The organism is Bifidobacterium sp. LH_426 (genome assembly GCF_056356875.1).
On the sequence record NZ_JBKEVB010000012.1, the window covers coordinates 12087 to 32002 of the forward strand.

A 19916-nucleotide genomic window follows, 5' to 3' on the forward strand; every position below is an offset into this window, starting at 1 on the left:
GGTGGTGGTATGACGGCGACGGCTCACAGGGTGACGTCGATGCGTGGCCGTGCGGAGTCGTCGTGATGGGAGATCCCGTCCACGATGACGGTGAGTCCGGGACCATGCCCGTAGCGGTCGCCGAGAAGGTCGTAGTAGAGGTCGACGGTGGAGTCGCCCGCCGGCAATCCCAGCAGCCGCCAGTACGGCATCCCGTGGCCGACGGCGAGCGGGGCCACGGTGAGCGTGGTACGGCCGTCCGCATCGCCATGGACGTCCACGCCGGCGAACCCGGAGATGACGAGGTCCGCGAATGCGGAGTGGTTGTAGTCCTTGCCCCGTTCGTATCCGCCTTTGTCCTTCCTCCATTCCCACGCCTCGAGCTGGTCGCGGGAGATCCATGCGCCGGTGTCGGCGTCGAGATCCTCGTCGATCCAGTCGACCATCTCGCCGTCCGCCGTCTGTCGGCGATGGATGGCGGCGTACCGGCGCAGTTCGCGCATGAAATCGCCGGGCCCCACGCCGCCGCGGCCGGAACGGATCTCGGCGATCATCGCGTTGAGGGTCTGCGTGGTGGCGTAGGGCCAGCAGGGACCGTTCCACTGGCATTCATGGGCCGAGTCGCGGTTCATGTAGCGAGGATGGCATGCCTCGGCGGTGCGGATGCCCACGGCCCCCGCGAAATAATCGGGATCGGCGAGGAAACGCCACGCGCCTTCATGCCGTTCGTCCGCCAGTCCGAACGCCCACGGGATGTATCCGATTTCCTCACGCACGTTGCGTGAGGGATCCACATCGGTGAAATCCGTGGCGGCGATGACGCCGTCCTTGTCATCCAACGGCAGGACCTTGAAGAACTCGCCTTCCGGATCCCACAGCTCCTCGCGGATGAGCCCCGTCAGGGCGGACGCCTTCGCGTCGAACCGGTCGGCGAGGTCGCTCCGACCCGACCATCGGGCGATCACGGCGATGGATCGTGCGTTGGCGGCCATGTAGCTGTTGAGCGTGGGGCGCAGGCCGGATCCGGAGATGGAGTCCTCCATCGCGTCGCGGTCGTCGTACGACCAGAACAGGCCATAACGCGTCATGTTGCGCTCCTCGACGGTCTCATAGAACCGCACGAACCCGTCGAGCAGGGATACGGCGAAGTCCCGGTCCGCGCGGGTCTCGGCATAACGGCGCACCGCGTCGACGATCCAGGACGAATAGGACAGCTCGTCGCCGGAGCCTTTGAACCAGAAGTCCACATAGCCGCGGATCAGGTCGTCGCCGTTCCTCAGCCAACGGGCTTCGGCGACATGATGCCCGTTCGCGCAGTTGATGGAGTTGTACGCGCCGGCCCAGTAGACGTCGGGCAGGAATTCGGTGATGATGCGGCCTTCCGGCGTGGATGTGATGTGCTTGCGGAACGTCCACCAGCGGAACCAGTAGACGCGTTCGATGACCGCGTCGGCGCATTCGAAGAACGGCACCTCGCGGCGCATCCAGTCGGCGGACTTCTCATCGGCGATGTCCTGGACGTACAGTTCCTCGTCATTGCGGTTGAAGATGCCGGCGTAGAGGTCGATCACGTCGTCGGCGTCGCGTAGCGGCGCAGGCGCGGTGAACTCCTCGACCGGCTGGTAGGTCTCGGCCATGGTCGGCTCCTTCCCGTTCGTTCAGGCCTTCTCGGCACCGTTGCGGGCGCGGTTCAGGTGGATGTAGGCGAACACGCCGACGATGACGAGCAGCAGCGCGATGCCGAACGGCAGGAAGGAGACGGCCAGATCGGAGCTTCCGAGGATCGCCTCGACGGCGGTCATGGCGAGCGGGGCGAGGAAGATGCCCACGTGGAAGCCGATCATGATGGCGGTGGACCAGAACGCCTGCTGGGATCTGGTCGCGTACTTCGGCAGCTGGTTGAACAGCCACGGTCCAAGGATCGGCCCGGGCACGTAGAAGCAGATGATCGAGGCGACGAGCATCGGCCAGCTGCCGTTCGCGAAGTACAGGAGGAAGCAGCCCAGCGCCTCGATGGCGATGCCCAGATACAGGGTGTTCATGTCGCCGAGGATTTTGTTCAGCGCGCCGAATCCGAAGCCGGAGACGATGCCGGCGGCCACGCCGATGGACATGACGGTGGATGTGTTGAAGTCGGCGCCCAGCGCCTCCTGCGTGACGGCCGCCCAGCGCACGAAGCCGGACTGCATGGCGATCAGATAGCCGGCGGCGAACAGCGCGAACAAGATGAGAATCACGTAATTCGATTTCTCTGCGAACACATCGCCGCCCTCGGCGGCATCCTCGTCATCGGATTTGTCGTCGGCGAGCTTGACGTCCGGGACGACGATCCAGAACCATGCGAGTGCCGCGAACGAGAGGATGTAGGCGGAGAAGGAGCCCTGCCAGCCGAACGAGGAGGCCAGCACGCCGACCAGCGCGGTGAGGATCATCTGGCCGATGTTCTCGAACGCGCCGCGGATACCCAGCAGTGTGGAACGGGTATCGCCGGACCACATCACCTGGATAATGGCGACGGCCAGCGAGTTGTAGCAGCCGAGTCCCAGGCCGAGCACGATGCGCGAGATGAGGATCACAGTGTAGTCGCTGACGAACATCGGCACCACTCCGGAGACACCGACGAGGGCGACGCCGAGACCGATCACGTTCTTCAGCCCGAAGAATCTGGCCATCGCCGGACTGAGCAGCAGCGTGATCAGTGCGGTGAGCGACGGCGTGGTGGACAGCAGTTCGGCGGCCGCGTTGGACACATGAAGACCATCGCGGATCTGCGGCAGGATGCCGTTGATGATGTTGGAGCTGGTGAGCAGCAGCGATACCGCCAGTACGGCCAGCTGCACGGTGAGACCGTACTTCTTGACTTCCTTTGTCATGGTTGTTCCTTTGGATTCGGGATTCCACATGGAGACGGACGACGGCGCCCATCGCTGGACCCCGCTCCCGCCGTTTCCGTTGTCGCATTCAGCATAACATGAATTTACAAGAACGTTTAACCTTTTTGCGCAGCCATATGCTCGGATGCTATGTAATGGCTATTTTTCAACGTATATATGCCGATATGTATTTCTCTGCCGCCGGCGTGTTGAAACGTTCTTGTTGAGGTTTGCCAATAACGTTTCACCCAATAGGTTCAATACACGGGGATACCGGGAGACCATCCACGGAACAGATGGGCCCGGGGAGACCCCGGGCATGCAGGAGACGCCCGTCAGGCCGATTCGCCGCGGACCAGGGAGAACCCGGCGATGCGCCTACGCGGTTCGACGGATTCCCCGCCCCGGATACGCTCGACCAGCATCGATACGGCCTGCCTGGCCATATCATCGAAATCGATGGCTATCGTGCTCAGCAACGGCGCGCAGTACGCGGCGGGGCTCACACCGTCGAACCCGAACACCGCCTTGTCTTCGGGTACGCGGATGCCCATCTCCCTCATGCCGCGCATCAGACCGAAGGCGATGAGGTCGTTCATGCAGAAGACGACATCGTACCCCAGGTCCGCCTGGACGAGCGTCGCGGCGGCCTTGGCCCCGCCCTCCACCGTCCATTCGCATGGAATCGTGTCGCTCTCCGAGCCGAGACCGGCGTCGATCATCGCCCGGACCGCGAGATGCGAACCGGTGTTGCGGCCCTCCTGACCGAACTCGCCCGGAGCGAACCGTCGGCCACCGGCGATCGCCGCATGCTCGTATCCACGTGACTTCAGATAGGAGAACACCGCCCGGAACGACGCTTCCAAGGGCAATGCCACATTGTCGTAGCGGGGGTGCGCCGCATAATCCTCGAACAGCACCGCGGGATGGTCCCCGATCAGGGATCGGAGCTCGTCCTCCGAAGTGTTGTGCAGATTGACGATCAGCCCGTCGCACATCGGCGTGCTGATGCGTTTGAGCGAGTCGCGCTCGGCTTCGGGCGAGGCGTTCGTCTGCACCACGATGACCTGATAGCCGGCCTTGGCCGCCTCCCGCGAAATGGCCGATGCCAGATCGGAGAAATACGGGTTCCCCAATTCGGGGACGACGAACGCGATGACGCCGCTGCTGCCCTGCTTGAGGAAACGGGCGGACAGGTTCGCCGTGTAATGCAGTTTCTCGGCGGCCTGGAGAATCCGCTCACGCGTCGCCGGCTTGAACCCCGGTTCGCCACGAAGCACCACCGACGCGGTGGCGATGGACACTCCCGCCTCCTTGGCGACGTCACGCAATGTAGCCATGGCGATACTCCCCGTTTCGGCCAATCGAATCGTTCGCTGATCGACGCGAACCAGCCATATAAACGTTACACCACGACGACGAGCGTCCCCGCCGACCGGCGCCGGTCACGGCTCGATGATCCAGGAAAGCCCCACGAGGACGATGAGGAAGAGCACGTTGACGGCCGAGTAGACGGCGAGGTAGCGGCCCTTGCGGTCCGGATATTTGCGCACGACGTTCTTGTAGCCGATCAGGGAGGCCATCGAGGCGATGAGCGTGCCCATGCCGCCCAGGTTCGTGCCGATGATGAGCGGACGCCACTGCTCGGTGAAGCCGGACAGCAGAATCGTGGTGGGCACGTTGCTGATGAGCTGGCTCGAGCCGACCGCAACCTCCAGCGGATGCGCGTCCACCAGCGAGGCGGCGAGCTCGTAGAATTCGGGCACGCGCTTCATGTTGCCGATGAAGATGAAGAACATCGTGAAGGTGAGCGGCAACCCCCAATCCACGTTGCGGAACGCCTTGCGGTCGCACACGAGGAACGCGGCGAACACGATCACGCACATGAGCCACAGCGGGATGAAGTCGCTCACCGCGAGCAGGCAGACCACGAACAGCAGCGCGTAGACGACGGTGCGCCATCCGCCGTAGCCGGCGCCATAGCCGGTGATGCGGATCTCGTCGGGGCGCGGCTTGCCGCTTTCCGGCGCGAGCACGCCCTGCTCGATGCCGGCACCGTCCAACGACTGGAATTCGGAGACCGGCTTGGAGCCGAACACGACGCAGGTGATGACGACGAGCAGCACGGCGGCGGTCACGGAGTACGGCGCCATGATGCCGATCATCTCCATCGACGGCATGCCGGTGAGCGCCTTCAGGTAGAGGTTGTGCGCGTTGCCGATCGGCGTGAGCATGCTGCCCACGTTCGCACCGATGGTCATCAGCGTGCCGACGAGCACCGCATGCTCCTCCATGTGCGCCATGACGAGCACGGAGATCGCGAACGGGATGAACGTGACGAGCGCGACGTCGTTGGTGATGAGCATCGCGGAGAAGAACGTGAGCGAGATGAGCGTGAGGACGAGCCCCCGCGCGGTGCGCACGTGATGCAGCAGACGCGAGCCGATGATGCGGAACACGCCGATGCGCTGCAGACCACACACGACGAGCATCAGGCACACGAGCTGGCTGATCGTGCTCATGTGCACATAGCCCTTGTAGTCGGCGTCCGGCGGGACGATGAAGCATGAAATCAATGCCAGCACCGTGGCGACGATGAGAATCGTCTCGCTTTTCAACAGTCCGACCAGCCAGCGCCGCATCGATTCCTCCGTGGAACAAGGGGATTTACCGTAAGTATCCTAACGGAAACCGCGCCCTGTTACGTAGTCCCGGCGTGCTGTTTTCCGACCGTTTTCCGCGAAATCATTGGTCACGCTTACTCGCTATTGGCTTTTCCTCCCGACTTTTTCGATTTTTCATGACTGAATTCCGCATGAACGGAATATGAAGAACAAGTTTTCCCGAGTCCCTGGTCCGTCCGCGCGCACGATGCGGGACTACGCCGACTACACACCGCCCGCGTAGTTTCACTTGCTGTTCACCATGGTTTCAGTCAACTTTCCCCTGCACGCCGTCCGCGCGGCCCGAAGCGGCGGCACGATAGGAGATGCAGCGCGGTTCGGCTGCCACGGTATGAGGTCCAAACCGCGATAACTGAATACCGATCACGGCACCGCGACCGCGGCGCCCCCGCGAACGGGCCGCGGAAAGCCGGCCCGGACAGAAAAAGGCAGTTGACGAAATATGCTCGAACTCAAGGACATCACCAAGTCGTTCGGCGACACCCATGTGCTGAACGGCATCAGCCTCGAACTGGACAACGGCAAGATCATGTCGATCCTCGGCCCGTCCGGCGGCGGCAAGACCACGCTGCTCAACATCATCCTGGGCATCACGGAGCCGACCAGCGGCCAGCTGATCTACAACGGCGAGGACCTCACCCACGTGCCGATGGAGAAGCGCGGCTTCAACATCGTGTTCCAGGACTACGCGCTGTTCCCGAACCTCACCGCCTACGAGAACATCACCTACGGCCTGAGGAACAACCCGGGCATCTCCTCGCCGGACGAGATCAAGGAGCTGATCAGCCTGCTCGGCCTCGAGGAGCACCTCAACAAGCACATCGACGAACTCTCCGGCGGCCAGAAGCAGCGCGTGGCGCTCGCCCGCACCCTCGTCATGAAGCCGAAGCTGCTGCTCCTCGACGAGCCGCTGTCCGCCCTGGACGGCGTGATCAAGGAGTCCATCAAGGCGAAGATCAAGCAGATCGTCGAGCAGTACGACCTCACCACGATCATGGTCACCCACGATCCGGAGGAGGCGTGCACGATGAGCGACAAGGTGCTCATCATCAACCACGGCAAGGTGGCGCAGTACGACACCCCGGAGAACATCATCGAGCATCCGGCGTCCGACTTCGTGCGCAAGTTCATCCTCCACCAGCTCGAGGTGAAGCGCAACAACATCTACACCCTGTTCAACGAGGGTGACGAGGCCGAGACGGCCGCGCACGCCAACGCCGAGCTCGCCTCCGCGGGCCAGGAGGCCTGAGCCATGTCGGTAGAGTCCATCCAGGCGGGCAAACAGCTGCCCAACATCCGCCCCGAGATCCACAACTACGAGGCGCGGCCCTCCAAGCCGAAGCAGACCGAACTGTGGACGCTGCTCGCGATCGTCGCCGTGTGCTTCATCGGATTCCTCGTCGTGCCGATGATCCTCGTGATCATCCGCTCCTTCACCACCGCGGGCGGCGAGGCCACGCTCGACAACTACGCGACGATCCTGTCCCGCCCCGAATTCATCCGGTCGATCACCAACTCGCTGACCGTCGCCGCCGTCTCCGCGCTCGTCGCCGTGCTGCTCGCGTTCCTGCTGAGCTACACGATCAACTGCACGAACGTGCCGCGCGGATTCAAGAAGGCCGTCGCCCTGCTCGCGCAGCTGCCGATGCTGCTGCCGACCATCACCTACGGCTTCGCGATCATCTACTCGTTCGGCAAGAACGGCCTGATCACGCAGATCATCGGCCACCCGCTGTTCGACATCTACGGGTTCAACGGCCTGCTCATCGGCTACGTCATCTACACGCTGCCGACCTGCTTCCTGCTCATCAACAACAGCTTCCAGTTCGTCGACAAGAAGTTCATCATCGTCTCGCACATCATGGGCGACAACCCGCTGACGACCTTCCTCAACACCGTGCTGCGCCCGCTGGTCGGCACGCTGGCCGTCGCGTTCATCCAGTCGTTCTTCCTCGCGTTCACCGACTACGGCATCCCGACCTCGGTGGGCGGCACCTACGACGTGCTGGCCATGACGCTGTTCAACCAGATGCTCGGCTCGATCCCGAACTTCAACCGCGGCGCCGTGATCGCCGTGTTCATGCTCATCCCGTCGATCATCTCGATCGTCCTGATGACCGTGCTCGAACGCTTCGCGATCCGCTACAAGCAGATCAGCCAGATCGACCTGCCCAAGGGGAAGAAGCGCGACTGGATCTGCGGCATCGCCTCGGTCGTCACGCTCGTGTGCGTGCTCTCCGTGTTCCTCGTGATCCTGCTCATCCCGTTCGTCCAGGAGTGGCCGGACCATCTCGGCTTCACGTTCGCGCACATCGCGAACCTGTTCACCGACTCGCAGCTGACGCAGGTGTTCACCAACTCGCTGTACGTCGCCGTGATGACCGCCATCTTCGGATGCGTGTTCGTCTACGCCGCGGGCCTGGTCACCTCCCGTTCGAAGCTGCCCGCGTGGGTCCGCCGCTCGGTGGACGCGATCTCCGCGATCATCAACACGGTCCCGGGCATGGTGCTCGGCATCGCCTTCCTGTTCATGTTCTCCGGCTCGCCGCTGCAGAACACGTTCTGGATCCTCATCATCGCGAACATCGTGCACTACTTCGCCACCCCGTACCAGATGATCAAGGACTCGCTGACCAAGATGAACGCCGGCTGGGAGACCACCGCCAAGCTCATGGGCGACAACTGGATCAAGACGCTGGTGCGCGTCGTCACGCCGAACGCGTGGCCGACCCTGCTGCAGATCTTCGGCTACTACTTCGTCAACGCGATGGTCACCATCTCGGCAGTCGTCTTCCTGACCGGCGCCCGCACGCAGGTCATCACGACGAAGATCTCCGCCCTGCAGCACATCGCCAAGTTCGACGACGTGTTCGTGCTCTCGCTGCTCATCCTCGTCGTCAACCTCGTGGTCAAGGGTCTGATCGCCCTGTTCACCCGCGACCGTGCCGCCGAGCGCGCCAAGGAGGCCCGCAAGGCCAAGGCCACCGTGAGGACCCCGCAGGTGGCCGCCTCGTTCAGCACCGTACGCCCGAGCCGCCAGCTCGCGGCGGCGGCCGCCACCTTCCAGCTGCCGGACAGCGGCAACCGCAGGAACCGCAGCCTGCTCACCGGCATCGCCTCCGCGGTGTGCGTGGCGCTGCTCGTCGGCTTCGGCGCGGTCTCCACGTCCGCGGCGGCGGCCGGCGGCAAGGTCGTCATCTACACGAACGCCGACGAGGAGGCCGTCACCGCCTTCGAACATGCGCTCGACCGCAACGGCTACAAGGACCAGTACATCATCCAGGAGTTCGGCACCTCCGAGCTCGGCGGCAAGATGCTGGCCGAGGGCAAGGCCCTCGAGGCGGACATGCTGACGATGAGCTCCTACTACGTGGACTCCGCCCAGGACCGCAACCACATGTTCGCGAACCTGACGGACGTGCACTCACAGCTGCTCGGCGACACGGAGAACTCGAAGGCCCCGGCCTACCGCTCCCCCACCACCGCGCAGGAGGGCGCGATCATCATCAACACCGAGGCCCTCAAGGCCGCGGGCGTGCCGAAGCCGAAGAGCTATGCCGACCTGGCCAAGCCCGAGTACAAGGGCCTGATCTCCGTGCCGGACATGGAGGGTTCCTCCACCGGCTGGCTGATGGTCCAGGCAATCGTCGACGCCTACGGCACCGGCGCGAAGGGCAAGAAGATCCTGACGGACATCTACCGCAACGCCGGCCCGCATCTCGAACAGTCCGGCTCCGGCCCGCTCAAGTCCGTGCGCGCCAAAGAGGTGGCGATCGGCTTCGGCCTGCGCCACCAGGCGGTCGCGGACAAGAAGAACGGCCTGCCCATCGACTACGTGGACCCGACCGAAGGCAACTACTCGCTGACCGAATCGGTGGCGGTGCTCGACAAGGGCCGCGCCACCAACCCGAAGGCGCAGAAGATGGCCGGCGTCATCATCGACCAGGGCCGCAAGGAGCTGCTCGAGACCTACCCGACCCCGCTCTACAAGGGTGAGAAGGCCCCGGCGAACGCCTCCAAGCGTTCGAAGTCCTTCCCCGAACCGCTGACCGTCGACCTGCTCCAGAAGCACCAGGACTTCTCGTCCGAGTGCAAGCGAGCCGCGGAAGGCGGCGAGTGACGGGCCTCGCCCTGAGTCGCGCCCAGACCGCGCAAGTGAACGCAATCTGAACGCAACTCGCTTACTACAAACGACACTCCGCCCGCAGGGCGAAATCTACGTAGAAATTTTCAAAAACTTCCTTCGTGATTACACTCTGCGGGCGGAAGCCATATTCACAGCATTTCGCAACAGCAACAGCACTTCACATAACCCCACTCATCAAGCCAAGGAAAGGAAACGACCATCATGGCCAACGAATACAAGCTGCTCACCCCCGGACCGCTGACCACGACCCGCACGGTCAAGGAGGAGATGCTCTTCGACCACTGCACGTGGGACGAGGACTACCAGCAGATCACCCAGAAGATCCGCCGCCAACTGCTCGAGCTCGCCCACTGCGACCCGCGCGACTACACCGTCGTGCTCATGCAGGGCTCCGGCACTTTCGGCGTGGAGAGCGTGATCACCTCCGTGATCGGCAAGGACGAGAAGGTCCTGCTGTGCACGAACGGCGCGTACGGCGACCGCCAGGTCAAGATCTGCGAGCACGCGGGCATCGACTACGTCCAGTACGCCGAGCCGTACGACCGCATCCCGGACGCCGACAAGGTCGAGGAGTACCTGAGGAACGATCCGTCCATCACGCACGTCTCGATGATCCACTCGGAGACCACCTCCGGCCTGCTCAACGACATCGCCGCCGTGGCCACCGTCGCCAAGGCGCACGGCTGCACGTTCATGGTCGACGCGATGAGCTCCTTCGGCGGCGTCGACATCCCGGTCTCCGGCTGGGGCATCGACTTCCTCGTCTCCTCCGCCAACAAGTGCATCCAGGGCGTGCCCGGCTTCAGCTTCATCATCTGCAACAAGGCGAAGCTCGAAGCCTCCAAGGGCAAGGCGCGTTCGCTGTCCCTCGACCTGTGGGACCAGTGGAACACGCTGGAGAAGGCGAACGGCAAGTGGCGCTACACCTCCCCCACCCACGTGGTGCTCGCCTTCTCGAAGGCGCTCGACGAGATGTTCGCCGAAGGCGGCATCCCGGCCCGCTCCGCCCGCTACCAGCTCAACAACGACCTGCTCATCGCCCGCATGAAGGCGCTCGGCTTCCGCACGTTCCTCGCGAAGAACCAGGGCCCGATCATCACCACGTTCCTCTACCCGGACGGCACGAAGTTCGACTTCCACGACATGTACGAGTTCATCAAGGAGCGCGGCTACGCGATCTACCCGGGCAAGCTCACCCACGAGGAGACGTTCCGCCTGGGCAACATCGGCGAGATCTACACGGACGACATCGAGAAGGTGACCGAGCTGCTGGCCCTGTACATGGGCGAGCGCGGCCTGCTCGAGGCGGCCACCGGCTCGGCTTCCGTGCCCGAGGCGATCGCCGCGATGGACAAGGCCGGCGAGCCGATCAAGGCCGCCGCCCCGGCGAACGTGAAGCTCACCGCCTGATCCCCGCCTCTCTCCCCACCCGCTTCGCGGGAGCCCCCTCGACGGAGGGGGCCGCATACAACCGTTATGAGTCACTGAAAGGACAATGATGACCAACCGTTTCGAAGCCGTGATCTTCGACTGGGCCGGCACGACCGTGGACTATGGCTGCTTCGCCCCCGTCAAGGCGTTCCAGGAGGCGTTCAAGGAGTTCGGCGTCGAGCCGACGATGGCCGAGACCCGCAAGCCGATGGGCATGCTCAAGCACGACCACATCGACACGATGCTGCACATGGACCGCATCGCCCGCGCCTGGGAGGAGCGGCACGGCGCCGCCCCGACCGACGCGGACACGGATGCCGTGTACGCGCACTTCGAGCCGAAGCTGCTGTCGATCCTCGACGGCTTCGCCGACCCGAAGCCGGGCGTGACGGAGGCGGTCGCCGCCCTGCGCGAGGCGGGTCTCAAGATCGGCTCGACCACCGGCTACACGGACAAGATGATGGAGATCGTCGTGCCGAAGGCCAAGGAGAACGGCTACGATCCGGACTTCTGGATCAGCCCGGACGGCACGGACGGCTACGGCCGCCCCTACCCGTACATGATCTTCCGCAACCTGGAGGCGCTGCACGTGACCGACGTGCGCCGCGCCGCGAAGGTGGGCGACACGCTCTCCGACATCCGCGAAGGCAAGAACGCGGGCGTGTTCACGATCGGCGTGACCGAGGGCAGCTCGCAGATGGCGCTGAGCCAGGCGGAGTTCGAGGCGCTGGACGAGGCCGGCAAGCGCGCGGCCCGCGCCAAGGCGCGTGACGCGTTCGTCGCCGCCGGCGCTGACGCGGTCATCGATTCGATGGCCGAGCTTCCCGCCCTGCTCGCCCAGATCGCCTGAGCCGATCGTCCGGATTCATTCGTCCGGATTCATTCGAGCGCCTCGCAGATGATGCGGATCCCCTTGTCGAGATCACGCGCTGCGGGGCGCACGACGTTGAGACGGATGTGGGAGTCGTCCGTCTCGTCGACGTCGAAGACGCCGCCCGGCATGAAGGTGACGCCTTCGGCCCGGCATCGCTCCAACAGCGCCAACGCGCGCGCTCCCCGCGGCAACGTCACCCACACGTAGTAGCCGCCTTCCGGCACGGTCCATCGCATGCCGTCGGGCGCATATCGTTCCAGCGCGGCGATCGTCCGGTCGCGGCGATCGCGGTACGCCTTGGTGAGCGTGTCCACATGCGCGCCGATGCGCCCCTCCCTGAGCAGTTCCATGCAGATGCGCTGCGAGGACGTGCTCGTATGCTGGTCGACCATTCGTCTCAGGGCCGCGACCCTGCCGATCACATGCGGGTCGGCCACGATCCAGCCGGTGCGCAGTCCGGATGTGACGGTCTTCGAGAACGTGGACAGGTAGATCACATATCCGGCGTTCTCCATGCCCGCCACCGGCGTGGGCCGGACCGCCATGGCATCGCCTTCGTCGCGCCCGCCTTCCCCCGTCTGCTGCCGCATGGGCCCGTACCATAGATCGCCGTAGGCGTCGTCCTCGATGATGAGGCACTGGTGGCGTCTGGCCGCGGCGATGAGCTCGCGCCGGCGCGCGGTCGGCATCGTGACGCCAGTGGGATTGTGCGCCGTGGGGATCGTATAGATGAATTTGGGATGGAACCTCGCGCAGTAGCCTTCCAGCAGATCGGTACGCATGCCCAGCCCATCCATCGGCACGCCGACGACGCGGGCCCCCACCGAACGGAACGCCTGCAATGCGGAGAACAGCGTGGATTGTTCGACGAGCACGCAATCGCCCGGATCGAGGAACGCGCGCACGCACAGGTCGATGCCCTGCTCCGAACCCGACAGCACCATCACGTTGCGTTCGTCGCACCGCACGCCGCGCGAACGCATGTGGTCGGCGAGCAGTGCGCGTAGTTCCGCGAACCCTTCGATGGGCGATTCGGGCCGGCCGTCGAACTCGTGCGAGGAGAACGCCTCGACGCTCACCGCGCGCAGCAGGTCGTCGGGGATGTCGCCGGGGTTCGGCGAACCGGTGGCGAAATCGATGACGGTGCCGCCGCGTTGGGCCCGATCGGCCGATGCGATGTCGTGATAGGTGAACCGGTTGGAATAGTCGCTGAACAGCACCGACCATGGAGGCGGCACGACGGACGGTTCCGTCTCCGAGTCCGGGTGTCGATCCCGTATGGTGTGCACGATGCCGCCGGCCGGCGAGGGCTCCCGTTCCCGACCGGCCCGCGAATCCCTTTCATGGTTCGCGGGCCGGACCGGTGCGGCATCGGCGACGGGCGTCACGAACGTGCCTTTGCCCACTTTGGAGGCGATGAGGCCTTCGTCCTTCAGCTGCTGGTAGGCCTGCAGCACGGTGGTGCGGTTGACGCCGAGTCTGGCGGCGAGCTCACGCTCGGGCGGAAGCCGGTAGCCTTCGGCGAGTTCGCCGGAGACGATGCGTTCGCGCAGTTGCGCGGCCAGCTGCCGGTACATCGGCACGTTCGTATGCCGGTCGAGTTCCAGCTGCATGCCCGTCCTCCTTTCCCGCTCCGCATCCGCATCCGCCATCGGGACGCCTCTCTCGACGATCATCCCGCAACCCATCCCGACAATCATCCCATGGTGCGGTAAAACTCCCATGGTGCGGCGATGCAAAACGGCGGAAAATAGCCGTTTCACATCATCTTCATACCGCACCATGGGAGCGGTTGCGGGGCGGGTTCCGCGCTATGGGAAGCAGCCATGGGGAGTATGGGGGAGCGTTACAGGGCGAGGAACAGCTCGTGCAGGCGCGTGTCGTCGGTGAGCTCCGGATGGAACGCGGTGGCGAGGATGTTGCCCTGCCGTAGCGCCACCGGATGCCCGTCGACCTCGGTTTCGACGCGCGCCGACCCGCCGACGGAGACGACGTACGGCCCGCGGATGAACACGAGCGGGAAATCCTCGATGTAGTCGGCGTCCCCGGGCTCGCCGAAGTCGGCGGTGGCGGCGAAGCTGCCCAGCTGGCGGCCGTACGCGTTGCGGCGCACAACGGCGTCGAGCGCGCCGAAGTACACGTGCTCGTCGTTGTCGAGCCTCTTCGCGAGCAGGATCATGCCGGCGCAGGTGCCGAACACGGGCTTGCCGGCCTTGATGTGCTCGGCGATCGGCTCGAACAGTCCGGTGGAGTGCAGGAGCTTGCCTTGCGTGGTGGATTCGCCGCCGGGCAGGATCACCCGGTCGATGGAGTCGTCGAAATCCTCGGCGGCGCGCAGCAGCTTCCACGGCGCGCCGAGCCTGTCGAGCACGGCGGCGTGTTCCGCGAACGCGCCCTGCACGGCGAGGATGCCGGTCACGCCGTGCCGGTCATGCCCGGATTCGACGCCGTCGGACTCCTCCTTGGAGATGTATTCGACCGCTACGACCATGTCAATCGCCTCCGGGTCTCACTCGCCTCGGGCGGCCATGATGGTCTGGATCTCGTCCTCGTTGATGCCGACCATGGCCTCGCCGAGGTTCTCGGAGAGCTTGGCGAGCAGATCGGCGTCCTGCCAGTTGGCGGTCGCCTTGACGATGGCGGCGGCGCGCTTGGCCGGGTCGCCGGACTTGAAGATGCCGGAGCCGACGAACACGCCCTCGGCGCCGAGCTCCATCATCAGGGCCGCGTCGGCCGGGGTGGCGACGCCGCCGGCGGCGAAGTTGACGACGGGCAGACGGCCGTTGTCGTGCACGTACTTGGCGAGGTCGTAGGGCACGGCGAGCTGCTTGGCCGCCTCGTACACCTCGTCGTCGCGCAGGGAGACGAGCTCGTGGATCTGCTTGTTCATCGTGCGCATGTGGCGCACGGCCTGGATCACGTCGCCGGTGCCCGGCTCGCCCTTGGTGCGGATCATGGCCGCGCCTTCGGCGATGCGGCGCAGCGCCTCGCCGAGGTTCTTCGCGCCGCACACGAACGGCACGTCGAACTGGTTCTTGTCGATGTGGTAGACGTCGTCGGCCGGGGAAAGCACCTCGGACTCGTCGATGTAGTCGATGTCGATGGCCTGCAGGATGCGCGCCTCGGCGATGTGGCCGATGCGGACCTTCGCCATGACCGGGATGGACACGGCCTCCTGGATGCCCTTGATCATGGCCGGGTCGGACATGCGGGAGACGCCGCCGGCCGCGCGGATGTCGGCCGGGATGCGCTCGAGCGCCATGACCGCGCAGGCGCCGGCGTCCTGGGCGATCTTCGCCTGTTCGGGCGTGGTCACGTCCATGATCACGCCGCCCTTGAGCATCTGGGCGAGGTTGCGGTTGAGTTCGGCACGGTTCTGCGTCATGATGATCCCTTCTGGTTCGTACGATGCAATGCGGAGCCGGGCGCGTCCGTTGGCGGACGGCACGGCACCGGTCGCCGACCATTATCGGACGCCGGCGGCGCGACCAGTCCAAACCAGTCCAATTTGGATGGGGCCAATCCGCGGATTCCCGACCAGTCCAATCGCGAAAGCCCCGCGAGGCTCACCCGATGTCGTTGCCGTAGACCTGCGACTGGATGTCCTTGCGATGGGTCTCCATCCGCGTGATCTCGCCCAGCAGGGCGATCTTCTCCGCGCCGTCCGGCATCATGGCCATCCTGCGCCGGGCCGCGCCGATGCGCCGCATGTAGCCGATGTCGAGCAGTTTGGCGAGCAGTTCGGAGGCGTAGCGGCTCTCGGCCTTCGTGGGCGTCCTGAGACGCGCGTCCGGCATGGCACCGGCCGGGTCGGAGACGCCCGCGCCGGAGGCGTCGCCCGCCGCACGCTCCCCACCGGACAGCGGCAGCGGCATGACGGCCAGCTCGTTGATCGTCGATTCGAGCATCGGGCCGCCCGCCTTGGTGAGATTGTGCATCCACAGCCCCTGAGGCGTGTCCGCGGAGGGGAGGCCGCCGGCAGCGGCGACCGCCTGGAACAGCGTGCGGAACACGGGCGTCATGAAATTCGCGAGCGTCAGCTCCGCGAACCCGTTGGGGCTCACGGCGCGCGGCACCTGGATGAGCAGCGCCATGAACTGCTGTTCGGCGATGAACACGGCGTCGTCGATGCGGAAGTACGTCTGCTCGGTCGCGTCGCGATGCTCGAGCTCACGACGTTTCGCGGGATCGGCGTACGGATCGTCGTCACGGCCGCGCGGACCGCGGTCGAACGCGCCGCCGCCGTTGAACCGGCGGCGCGGCGCGTACGCGTCCTCGTCGCGCACGTGCAGCCGTCGACGCGCCTGCCTCACTTCGTCCCGCATGATGTCGAGGTCGATGCCGATGCGGCGCGTGGCGCGACGCGTGTACCAGTCGAGCTGCGACCGGTCGCGGATCTGCGCGATCAGCGGGGCCGCGGCCTTGGCCGCCCCGACCTGTCCGGTCGCGTACTGGGTGTCGAAACGGCCGATCGCCGCGTCGATCACGAAATCGTAGAGGGGCACGGCGTGCTCGATGAGCGAGCGGACCGCCTCGTCGCCGCGTTCGATGCGCAGATCGCACGGGTCGAGGTTGTCGTCGGCCACGGCGACGAACGTCTGCGAGAGGAACGCCGCGTCGAGGCCGAACGCATGCAGCGCCGCCTTCTGCCCGGCGGCGTCGCCGTCGAACGTGAACACGACGCGCGAACTCAGCTTCTCGCCTTCGACCTTCAACGGTCCGGTGAGCTGGACGGCGCCGAGCGAATCGTCGGCGATGAGGCGACGCACGATCTTCGCGTGCTCCGTGCCGAACGCGGTGCCGCAGGTGGCGATGGCCGTGTCGATGCCCGCCAGATGCATGGCCATCACGTCCGTGTACCCCTCGACGATCACGACCTGGCGCTTCTTCACGATTGCCTTCTTCGCCAAATCGATGCCGTACAGCACCTGGTTCTTGCGGTAGAGCTGCGTGTCCGGCGTGTTGATGTACTTCGCGGCGATCTGGTCGTCGTCGTACAGCTTGCGCGCGCCGAAACCGAGCGTGCGCCCTGTCGAATCGCGGATCGGCCAGGTGACGCGGCCGCGGAAGTAGTCGTAGACGCCACGCTGCCCCTGACGCGCGAGACCGGCGTCAAGCATCTCCTGCTGCGTGAACCCCTTGGACGCGAGATGACGGACGAGATTGTCCCACCCCTGGGGCGCGTACCCGCAGCCGAACCGCTCGCAATCGGCCTGGCTGAACGTGCGGCCTCCGAGCAGCTTCCTGGCGGCGAGCGCCTCCTTGCTCATGATCTGGCTGGTGAAGAACCGCTGCGCCTCCTCGTTGGCCTCCAGCAGTCGCGCGCGCTTCGAGCCGGAATGCCCATCCGGCCTGCCGGCGCCCGTGCTCTCGTAGTGCAGTTCGATATGGTATTTGTCGGCCAGCAGTTCGACGGCCTCGCGGAAGTCGATGTTCTCCTGCTGTTCGACGAATTTGAACACGTCGCCGCCGAGCCCGCAGCCGAAGCAGTGCCAGACGCCGAGGGCGGGACGCACGTTGAAGCTGCCGGTCTTCTCGTCGTGGAACGGGCATAGGCCGACGAACGTGCCGGTGCCCGAGGGCTTGAGCGACACGGATGCGGATACGATGTCGTAGAGGTCCGCGGCGGCGCGCACCTTCTCGATGTCTTCCTTCTTGATCATTCCGGCCATGACACACTACCCTACCGCCTCGCCGCGGCACCGGTGCGGGTATGCCGGTTTCCGTCGTCGGCGCGTGTCCGCCGTCCGTCCGGTTCGCCGCGCGTCGCCGGCGACATCGTTCAGAACAGGATCGAGTGGAGCGCGAGCGCCGAGGAGTCGGTGAGCGAGGCGACCTGGTCGACGGCGACGCGCAGGCGCTCACCGTCGTTGGCGGCGGTCTCCCAGTCGTCGAGGAACTGGCTTTCGAGGATGTCGCTGGGGCGGGGCGAATCGGCCATGAGCACGTCGACGAGGTCTTCGACGATGCGCCGCTCCTCCTCGTGCATCGGCTCCCTCTCCCCGGGCACCATGACGAAATGCACGGCGATGCCCTTCAACGCGACGATCTCGTACGAGGTCTCCTCGGGGATGATGGGCCGCGCCGAATACCGGGTGAGCGGCCCCGGGCCGTAGGTGTCGCGCGTCGCCTCCTCGACGCTCCACGCGAACCGGCCGATCAGGTCGGAGGTGATGTTCTTGAGCTGGGCCAGGGCCAATCGCGATCCGTTGAAATGATCGGGGAACATGTCGAGCCGTTTCAGGCGCGCGAACGCCTCGACGAGACGGTCCGGGTCCCATTGCGGCCCGTACCATGCACGCGTCTGCTCCACGACGGCGTCGATCACGCGCGCGTCGGAGAGCGCGATCGGGTTGAACGCGCCGGTGGCGATGGCGTCCTCCACGTCGTGCACCGAATAGGCGATGTCGTCGGCGAGGTCCATGATCCGGCATTCCATGGGCCGTGCGGTCGGGTCGGCGAGTCCCTGTTTGAGCCAGCGGAACACGGGTTCGTCGTCCGGGTAGACGCAGTATTTGGCGCTGCGTTCGCCTTTGGGGTGCTTCGCCGCCTCGGCGAGCGTCCACGGGTATTTGACGGCGGCGTCGAGCGAGGCGCGGGTGAGGTTCACGCCGGCGGAGCGGCCGTCCGGGTGGAATACCTTGGGTTCGAGCCGGGTGAGGAGGCGCAGCGTCTGCGCGTTGCCTTCGAATCCGCCGATGCCCCGGGCGATGCGGGCGAGCGCCGCCTCGCCGTTGTGGCCGAACGGCGGGTGGCCGAGGTCGTGGGAGAGGCAGGCGCAGTCGACCACGTCGGGGTCGCAGCCGAGGAGTTTGCCGATCTGGCGCCCGATCTGGGCGACTTCGAGCGTGTGGGTGAGGCGCGTGCGCGCGAAGTCGTCGGTGCCGGCGACGAGGATCTGGCTTTTCGCGCCGAGCCGACGTAGCGCTGACGAGTGGATGAGCCGCGCGCGGTCGCGTTCGAACGCGGTGCGCGACTTCGATTTGGGCGGCTCGGGAGCCCACCGCTCCTCGTCGGACGCGGTGTAGCCCTCGCCTTTCGGCACGCGTTCGGCGCGGCCCGTCGGCAGGTCATCGTGGTGGCTGGGTTCCATGGCGCATCTCCCCCTTGGCCCCAAGCCTAGCAGCGGCCGTCCGCTACTTTCCGGACCGTTCGCCGATTTCCGCGCGAAGCCGTTCGACCTCGGATTCGAGGTGTTCGATGAGCATCACCTGTTGGGAGATGAGCAGGTCGCGCAGGTCCCGTTTGCCGGCGCGCACGTTGAGTTCCGGCGTGAACGGCTTCGGGAGCCTGCCGTCCGCCGCGCCGCCGGACGCCGCGTCCGCGTCCGGGCTTCCGGCGGCTCCGGCGATTCCCGTGGTTCCGGAGGTCTCGGGGGCGTCCGGCATGGTGCGCCAACGCGCGATGCACCGTTCGATGCGCTTGTATCCGATCAGGGAGGCGTCCAATCCGGCGTCGCGGAAGATGCGCACGGGGGATTCGCCGGCGCGGTACCGGCGCATGCACTCGCGACGGAACGCCTCGGAGTAGCGGATCCGTCCGTTCGATACGCGCGCGACGGCGGGAAGCGAACGCAGATACGCGATCTCCTCGTTGGTGAATCCACCGGCTCCCATGGCGGCCTCCTTTCGACGTGTCCGGTTGGCGTGCGGCGGCGGTCACGGCACCGACGGCATCGCAATACCATCATTGATACCCCGCAATGCGACCGGCCGGTATACATCTACCGGAAACCGGCTCCGCATCGCGACACGCCGCGGACGACGCCCCTTCTCCGTCGCATGGTATCGACATTTCCCCCGTCGCGAACACCCCCTTAACACCCCTACAGGAAGCGCTTATACCCTCGTTATCACTATGGATTCCATACACAACATGGGTTTCACACATACACCCCCATATAGGGGGAAAGACGGAAAGAAAAAGGG

At 65.4% G+C, this 19916-nt stretch carries 14 protein-coding genes; 4 read left to right on the forward strand and 10 right to left on the reverse strand.

The annotated features are described in order from the left end of the window. Positions 1–23 precede the first annotated feature (23 nt). From AC1AYD_RS09935 to AC1AYD_RS09950, 4 genes are all read right to left on the reverse strand, one after another. Positions 24–1616: an MGH1-like glycoside hydrolase domain-containing protein gene (locus AC1AYD_RS09935; protein WP_476503378.1), complete on the reverse strand. Its 1593-nt coding sequence runs from the start codon at positions 1614–1616 to the stop codon at positions 24–26. 21 nt (positions 1617–1637) lie between these two features. Next, a complete protein-coding gene (locus AC1AYD_RS09940; RefSeq protein ID WP_476503377.1) occupies positions 1638–2852 on the reverse strand; it encodes an MFS transporter in 1215 nt (404 codons plus the stop codon). Positions 2853–3187: 335 nt separating this feature from the next. Beyond that, entirely contained in the window at positions 3188–4192 is a 1005-nt protein-coding gene (locus AC1AYD_RS09945; RefSeq protein WP_476503376.1) for a LacI family DNA-binding transcriptional regulator, read from the reverse strand. 105 nt (positions 4193–4297) lie between these two features. Further along, positions 4298–5494: an SLC13 family permease gene (locus tag AC1AYD_RS09950; protein ID WP_476503375.1), complete on the reverse strand. Its 1197-nt coding sequence runs from the start codon at positions 5492–5494 to the stop codon at positions 4298–4300. A gap of 484 nt (positions 5495–5978) precedes the next feature. On the opposite strand from AC1AYD_RS09950, the gene AC1AYD_RS09955 reads away from it, so the two are divergent. From AC1AYD_RS09955 to phnX, 4 genes are all read left to right on the forward strand, one after another. Beyond that, positions 5979–6785 carry an ABC transporter ATP-binding protein gene (locus tag AC1AYD_RS09955; RefSeq protein ID WP_476503374.1) on the forward strand — a complete coding sequence of 269 codons (807 nt, stop codon included), beginning with the start codon at positions 5979–5981 and terminating at the stop codon, positions 6783–6785. A 3-nt stretch (positions 6786–6788) separates the two neighbouring features. Then, entirely contained in the window at positions 6789–9656 is a 2868-nt protein-coding gene (locus AC1AYD_RS09960; protein WP_476503373.1) for an extracellular solute-binding protein, read from the forward strand. A 228-nt stretch (positions 9657–9884) separates the two neighbouring features. Next, positions 9885–11093: a 2-aminoethylphosphonate--pyruvate transaminase gene (locus AC1AYD_RS09965; RefSeq protein ID WP_476503372.1), complete on the forward strand. Its 1209-nt coding sequence runs from the start codon at positions 9885–9887 to the stop codon at positions 11091–11093. A gap of 88 nt (positions 11094–11181) precedes the next feature. Then, positions 11182–11964: a phosphonoacetaldehyde hydrolase gene (gene phnX / locus AC1AYD_RS09970; RefSeq protein WP_476545121.1), complete on the forward strand. Its 783-nt coding sequence runs from the start codon at positions 11182–11184 to the stop codon at positions 11962–11964. Between the two features lie 29 nt (positions 11965–11993). Here the strand turns inward: phnX and AC1AYD_RS09975 are convergent, their stop codons facing one another. From AC1AYD_RS09975 to AC1AYD_RS10000, 6 genes are all read right to left on the reverse strand, one after another. Next, positions 11994–13601 carry an aminotransferase-like domain-containing protein gene (locus AC1AYD_RS09975; protein WP_476503353.1) on the reverse strand — a complete coding sequence of 536 codons (1608 nt, stop codon included), beginning with the start codon at positions 13599–13601 and terminating at the stop codon, positions 11994–11996. 233 nt (positions 13602–13834) lie between these two features. Then, entirely contained in the window at positions 13835–14479 is a 645-nt protein-coding gene (pdxT, locus tag AC1AYD_RS09980) for a pyridoxal 5'-phosphate synthase glutaminase subunit PdxT (protein ID WP_476545122.1), read from the reverse strand. 18 nt (positions 14480–14497) lie between these two features. Further along, positions 14498–15373 carry a pyridoxal 5'-phosphate synthase lyase subunit PdxS gene (pdxS, locus tag AC1AYD_RS09985; protein ID WP_034526836.1) on the reverse strand — a complete coding sequence of 292 codons (876 nt, stop codon included), beginning with the start codon at positions 15371–15373 and terminating at the stop codon, positions 14498–14500. 181 nt (positions 15374–15554) lie between these two features. Further along, positions 15555–17660, reverse strand: a complete 2106-nt coding sequence (gene dnaG, locus AC1AYD_RS09990; RefSeq protein WP_476503351.1) for a DNA primase — start codon at positions 17658–17660, stop codon at positions 15555–15557. Between the two features lie 110 nt (positions 17661–17770). Continuing rightward, positions 17771–19081 (reverse strand): deoxyguanosinetriphosphate triphosphohydrolase, encoded by a 1311-nt coding sequence (locus AC1AYD_RS09995; RefSeq protein WP_476503350.1) that lies wholly within the window; start codon positions 19079–19081, stop codon positions 17771–17773. 43 nt (positions 19082–19124) lie between these two features. Then, positions 19125–19604 carry an HTH domain-containing protein gene (locus tag AC1AYD_RS10000; RefSeq protein WP_476503349.1) on the reverse strand — a complete coding sequence of 160 codons (480 nt, stop codon included), beginning with the start codon at positions 19602–19604 and terminating at the stop codon, positions 19125–19127. Between the last annotated feature and the right edge of the window lie 312 nt (positions 19605–19916).

What these genes read in the sequence shown, in the direction of transcription:
- phnX (WP_476545121.1), top strand. Translation starts at nt 11,182, where the DNA reads ATGACCAACCGTTTCGAAGCCGTGATCTTCGACTGGGCCGGCACGACC.
- AC1AYD_RS09975 (WP_476503353.1), bottom strand. Translation starts at nt 13,601, where the DNA reads ATGCAGCTGGAACTCGACCGGCATACGAACGTGCCGATGTACCGGCAG.
- AC1AYD_RS09965 (WP_476503372.1), top strand. Translation starts at nt 9,885, where the DNA reads ATGGCCAACGAATACAAGCTGCTCACCCCCGGACCGCTGACCACGACC.
- pdxT (WP_476545122.1), bottom strand. Translation starts at nt 14,479, where the DNA reads ATGGTCGTAGCGGTCGAATACATCTCCAAGGAGGAGTCCGACGGCGTC.
- dnaG (WP_476503351.1), bottom strand. Translation starts at nt 17,660, where the DNA reads ATGGCCGGAATGATCAAGAAGGAAGACATCGAGAAGGTGCGCGCCGCC.
- AC1AYD_RS09955 (WP_476503374.1), top strand. Translation starts at nt 5,979, where the DNA reads ATGCTCGAACTCAAGGACATCACCAAGTCGTTCGGCGACACCCATGTG.
- AC1AYD_RS09950 (WP_476503375.1), bottom strand. Translation starts at nt 5,494, where the DNA reads ATGCGGCGCTGGCTGGTCGGACTGTTGAAAAGCGAGACGATTCTCATC.
- AC1AYD_RS09940 (WP_476503377.1), bottom strand. Translation starts at nt 2,852, where the DNA reads ATGACAAAGGAAGTCAAGAAGTACGGTCTCACCGTGCAGCTGGCCGTA.
- AC1AYD_RS10000 (WP_476503349.1), bottom strand. Translation starts at nt 19,604, where the DNA reads ATGGGAGCCGGTGGATTCACCAACGAGGAGATCGCGTATCTGCGTTCG.
- AC1AYD_RS09945 (WP_476503376.1), bottom strand. Translation starts at nt 4,192, where the DNA reads ATGGCTACATTGCGTGACGTCGCCAAGGAGGCGGGAGTGTCCATCGCC.
- AC1AYD_RS09960 (WP_476503373.1), top strand. Translation starts at nt 6,789, where the DNA reads ATGTCGGTAGAGTCCATCCAGGCGGGCAAACAGCTGCCCAACATCCGC.
- AC1AYD_RS09935 (WP_476503378.1), bottom strand. Translation starts at nt 1,616, where the DNA reads ATGGCCGAGACCTACCAGCCGGTCGAGGAGTTCACCGCGCCTGCGCCG.
- AC1AYD_RS09995 (WP_476503350.1), bottom strand. Translation starts at nt 19,081, where the DNA reads ATGGAACCCAGCCACCACGATGACCTGCCGACGGGCCGCGCCGAACGC.
- pdxS (WP_034526836.1), bottom strand. Translation starts at nt 15,373, where the DNA reads ATGACGCAGAACCGTGCCGAACTCAACCGCAACCTCGCCCAGATGCTC.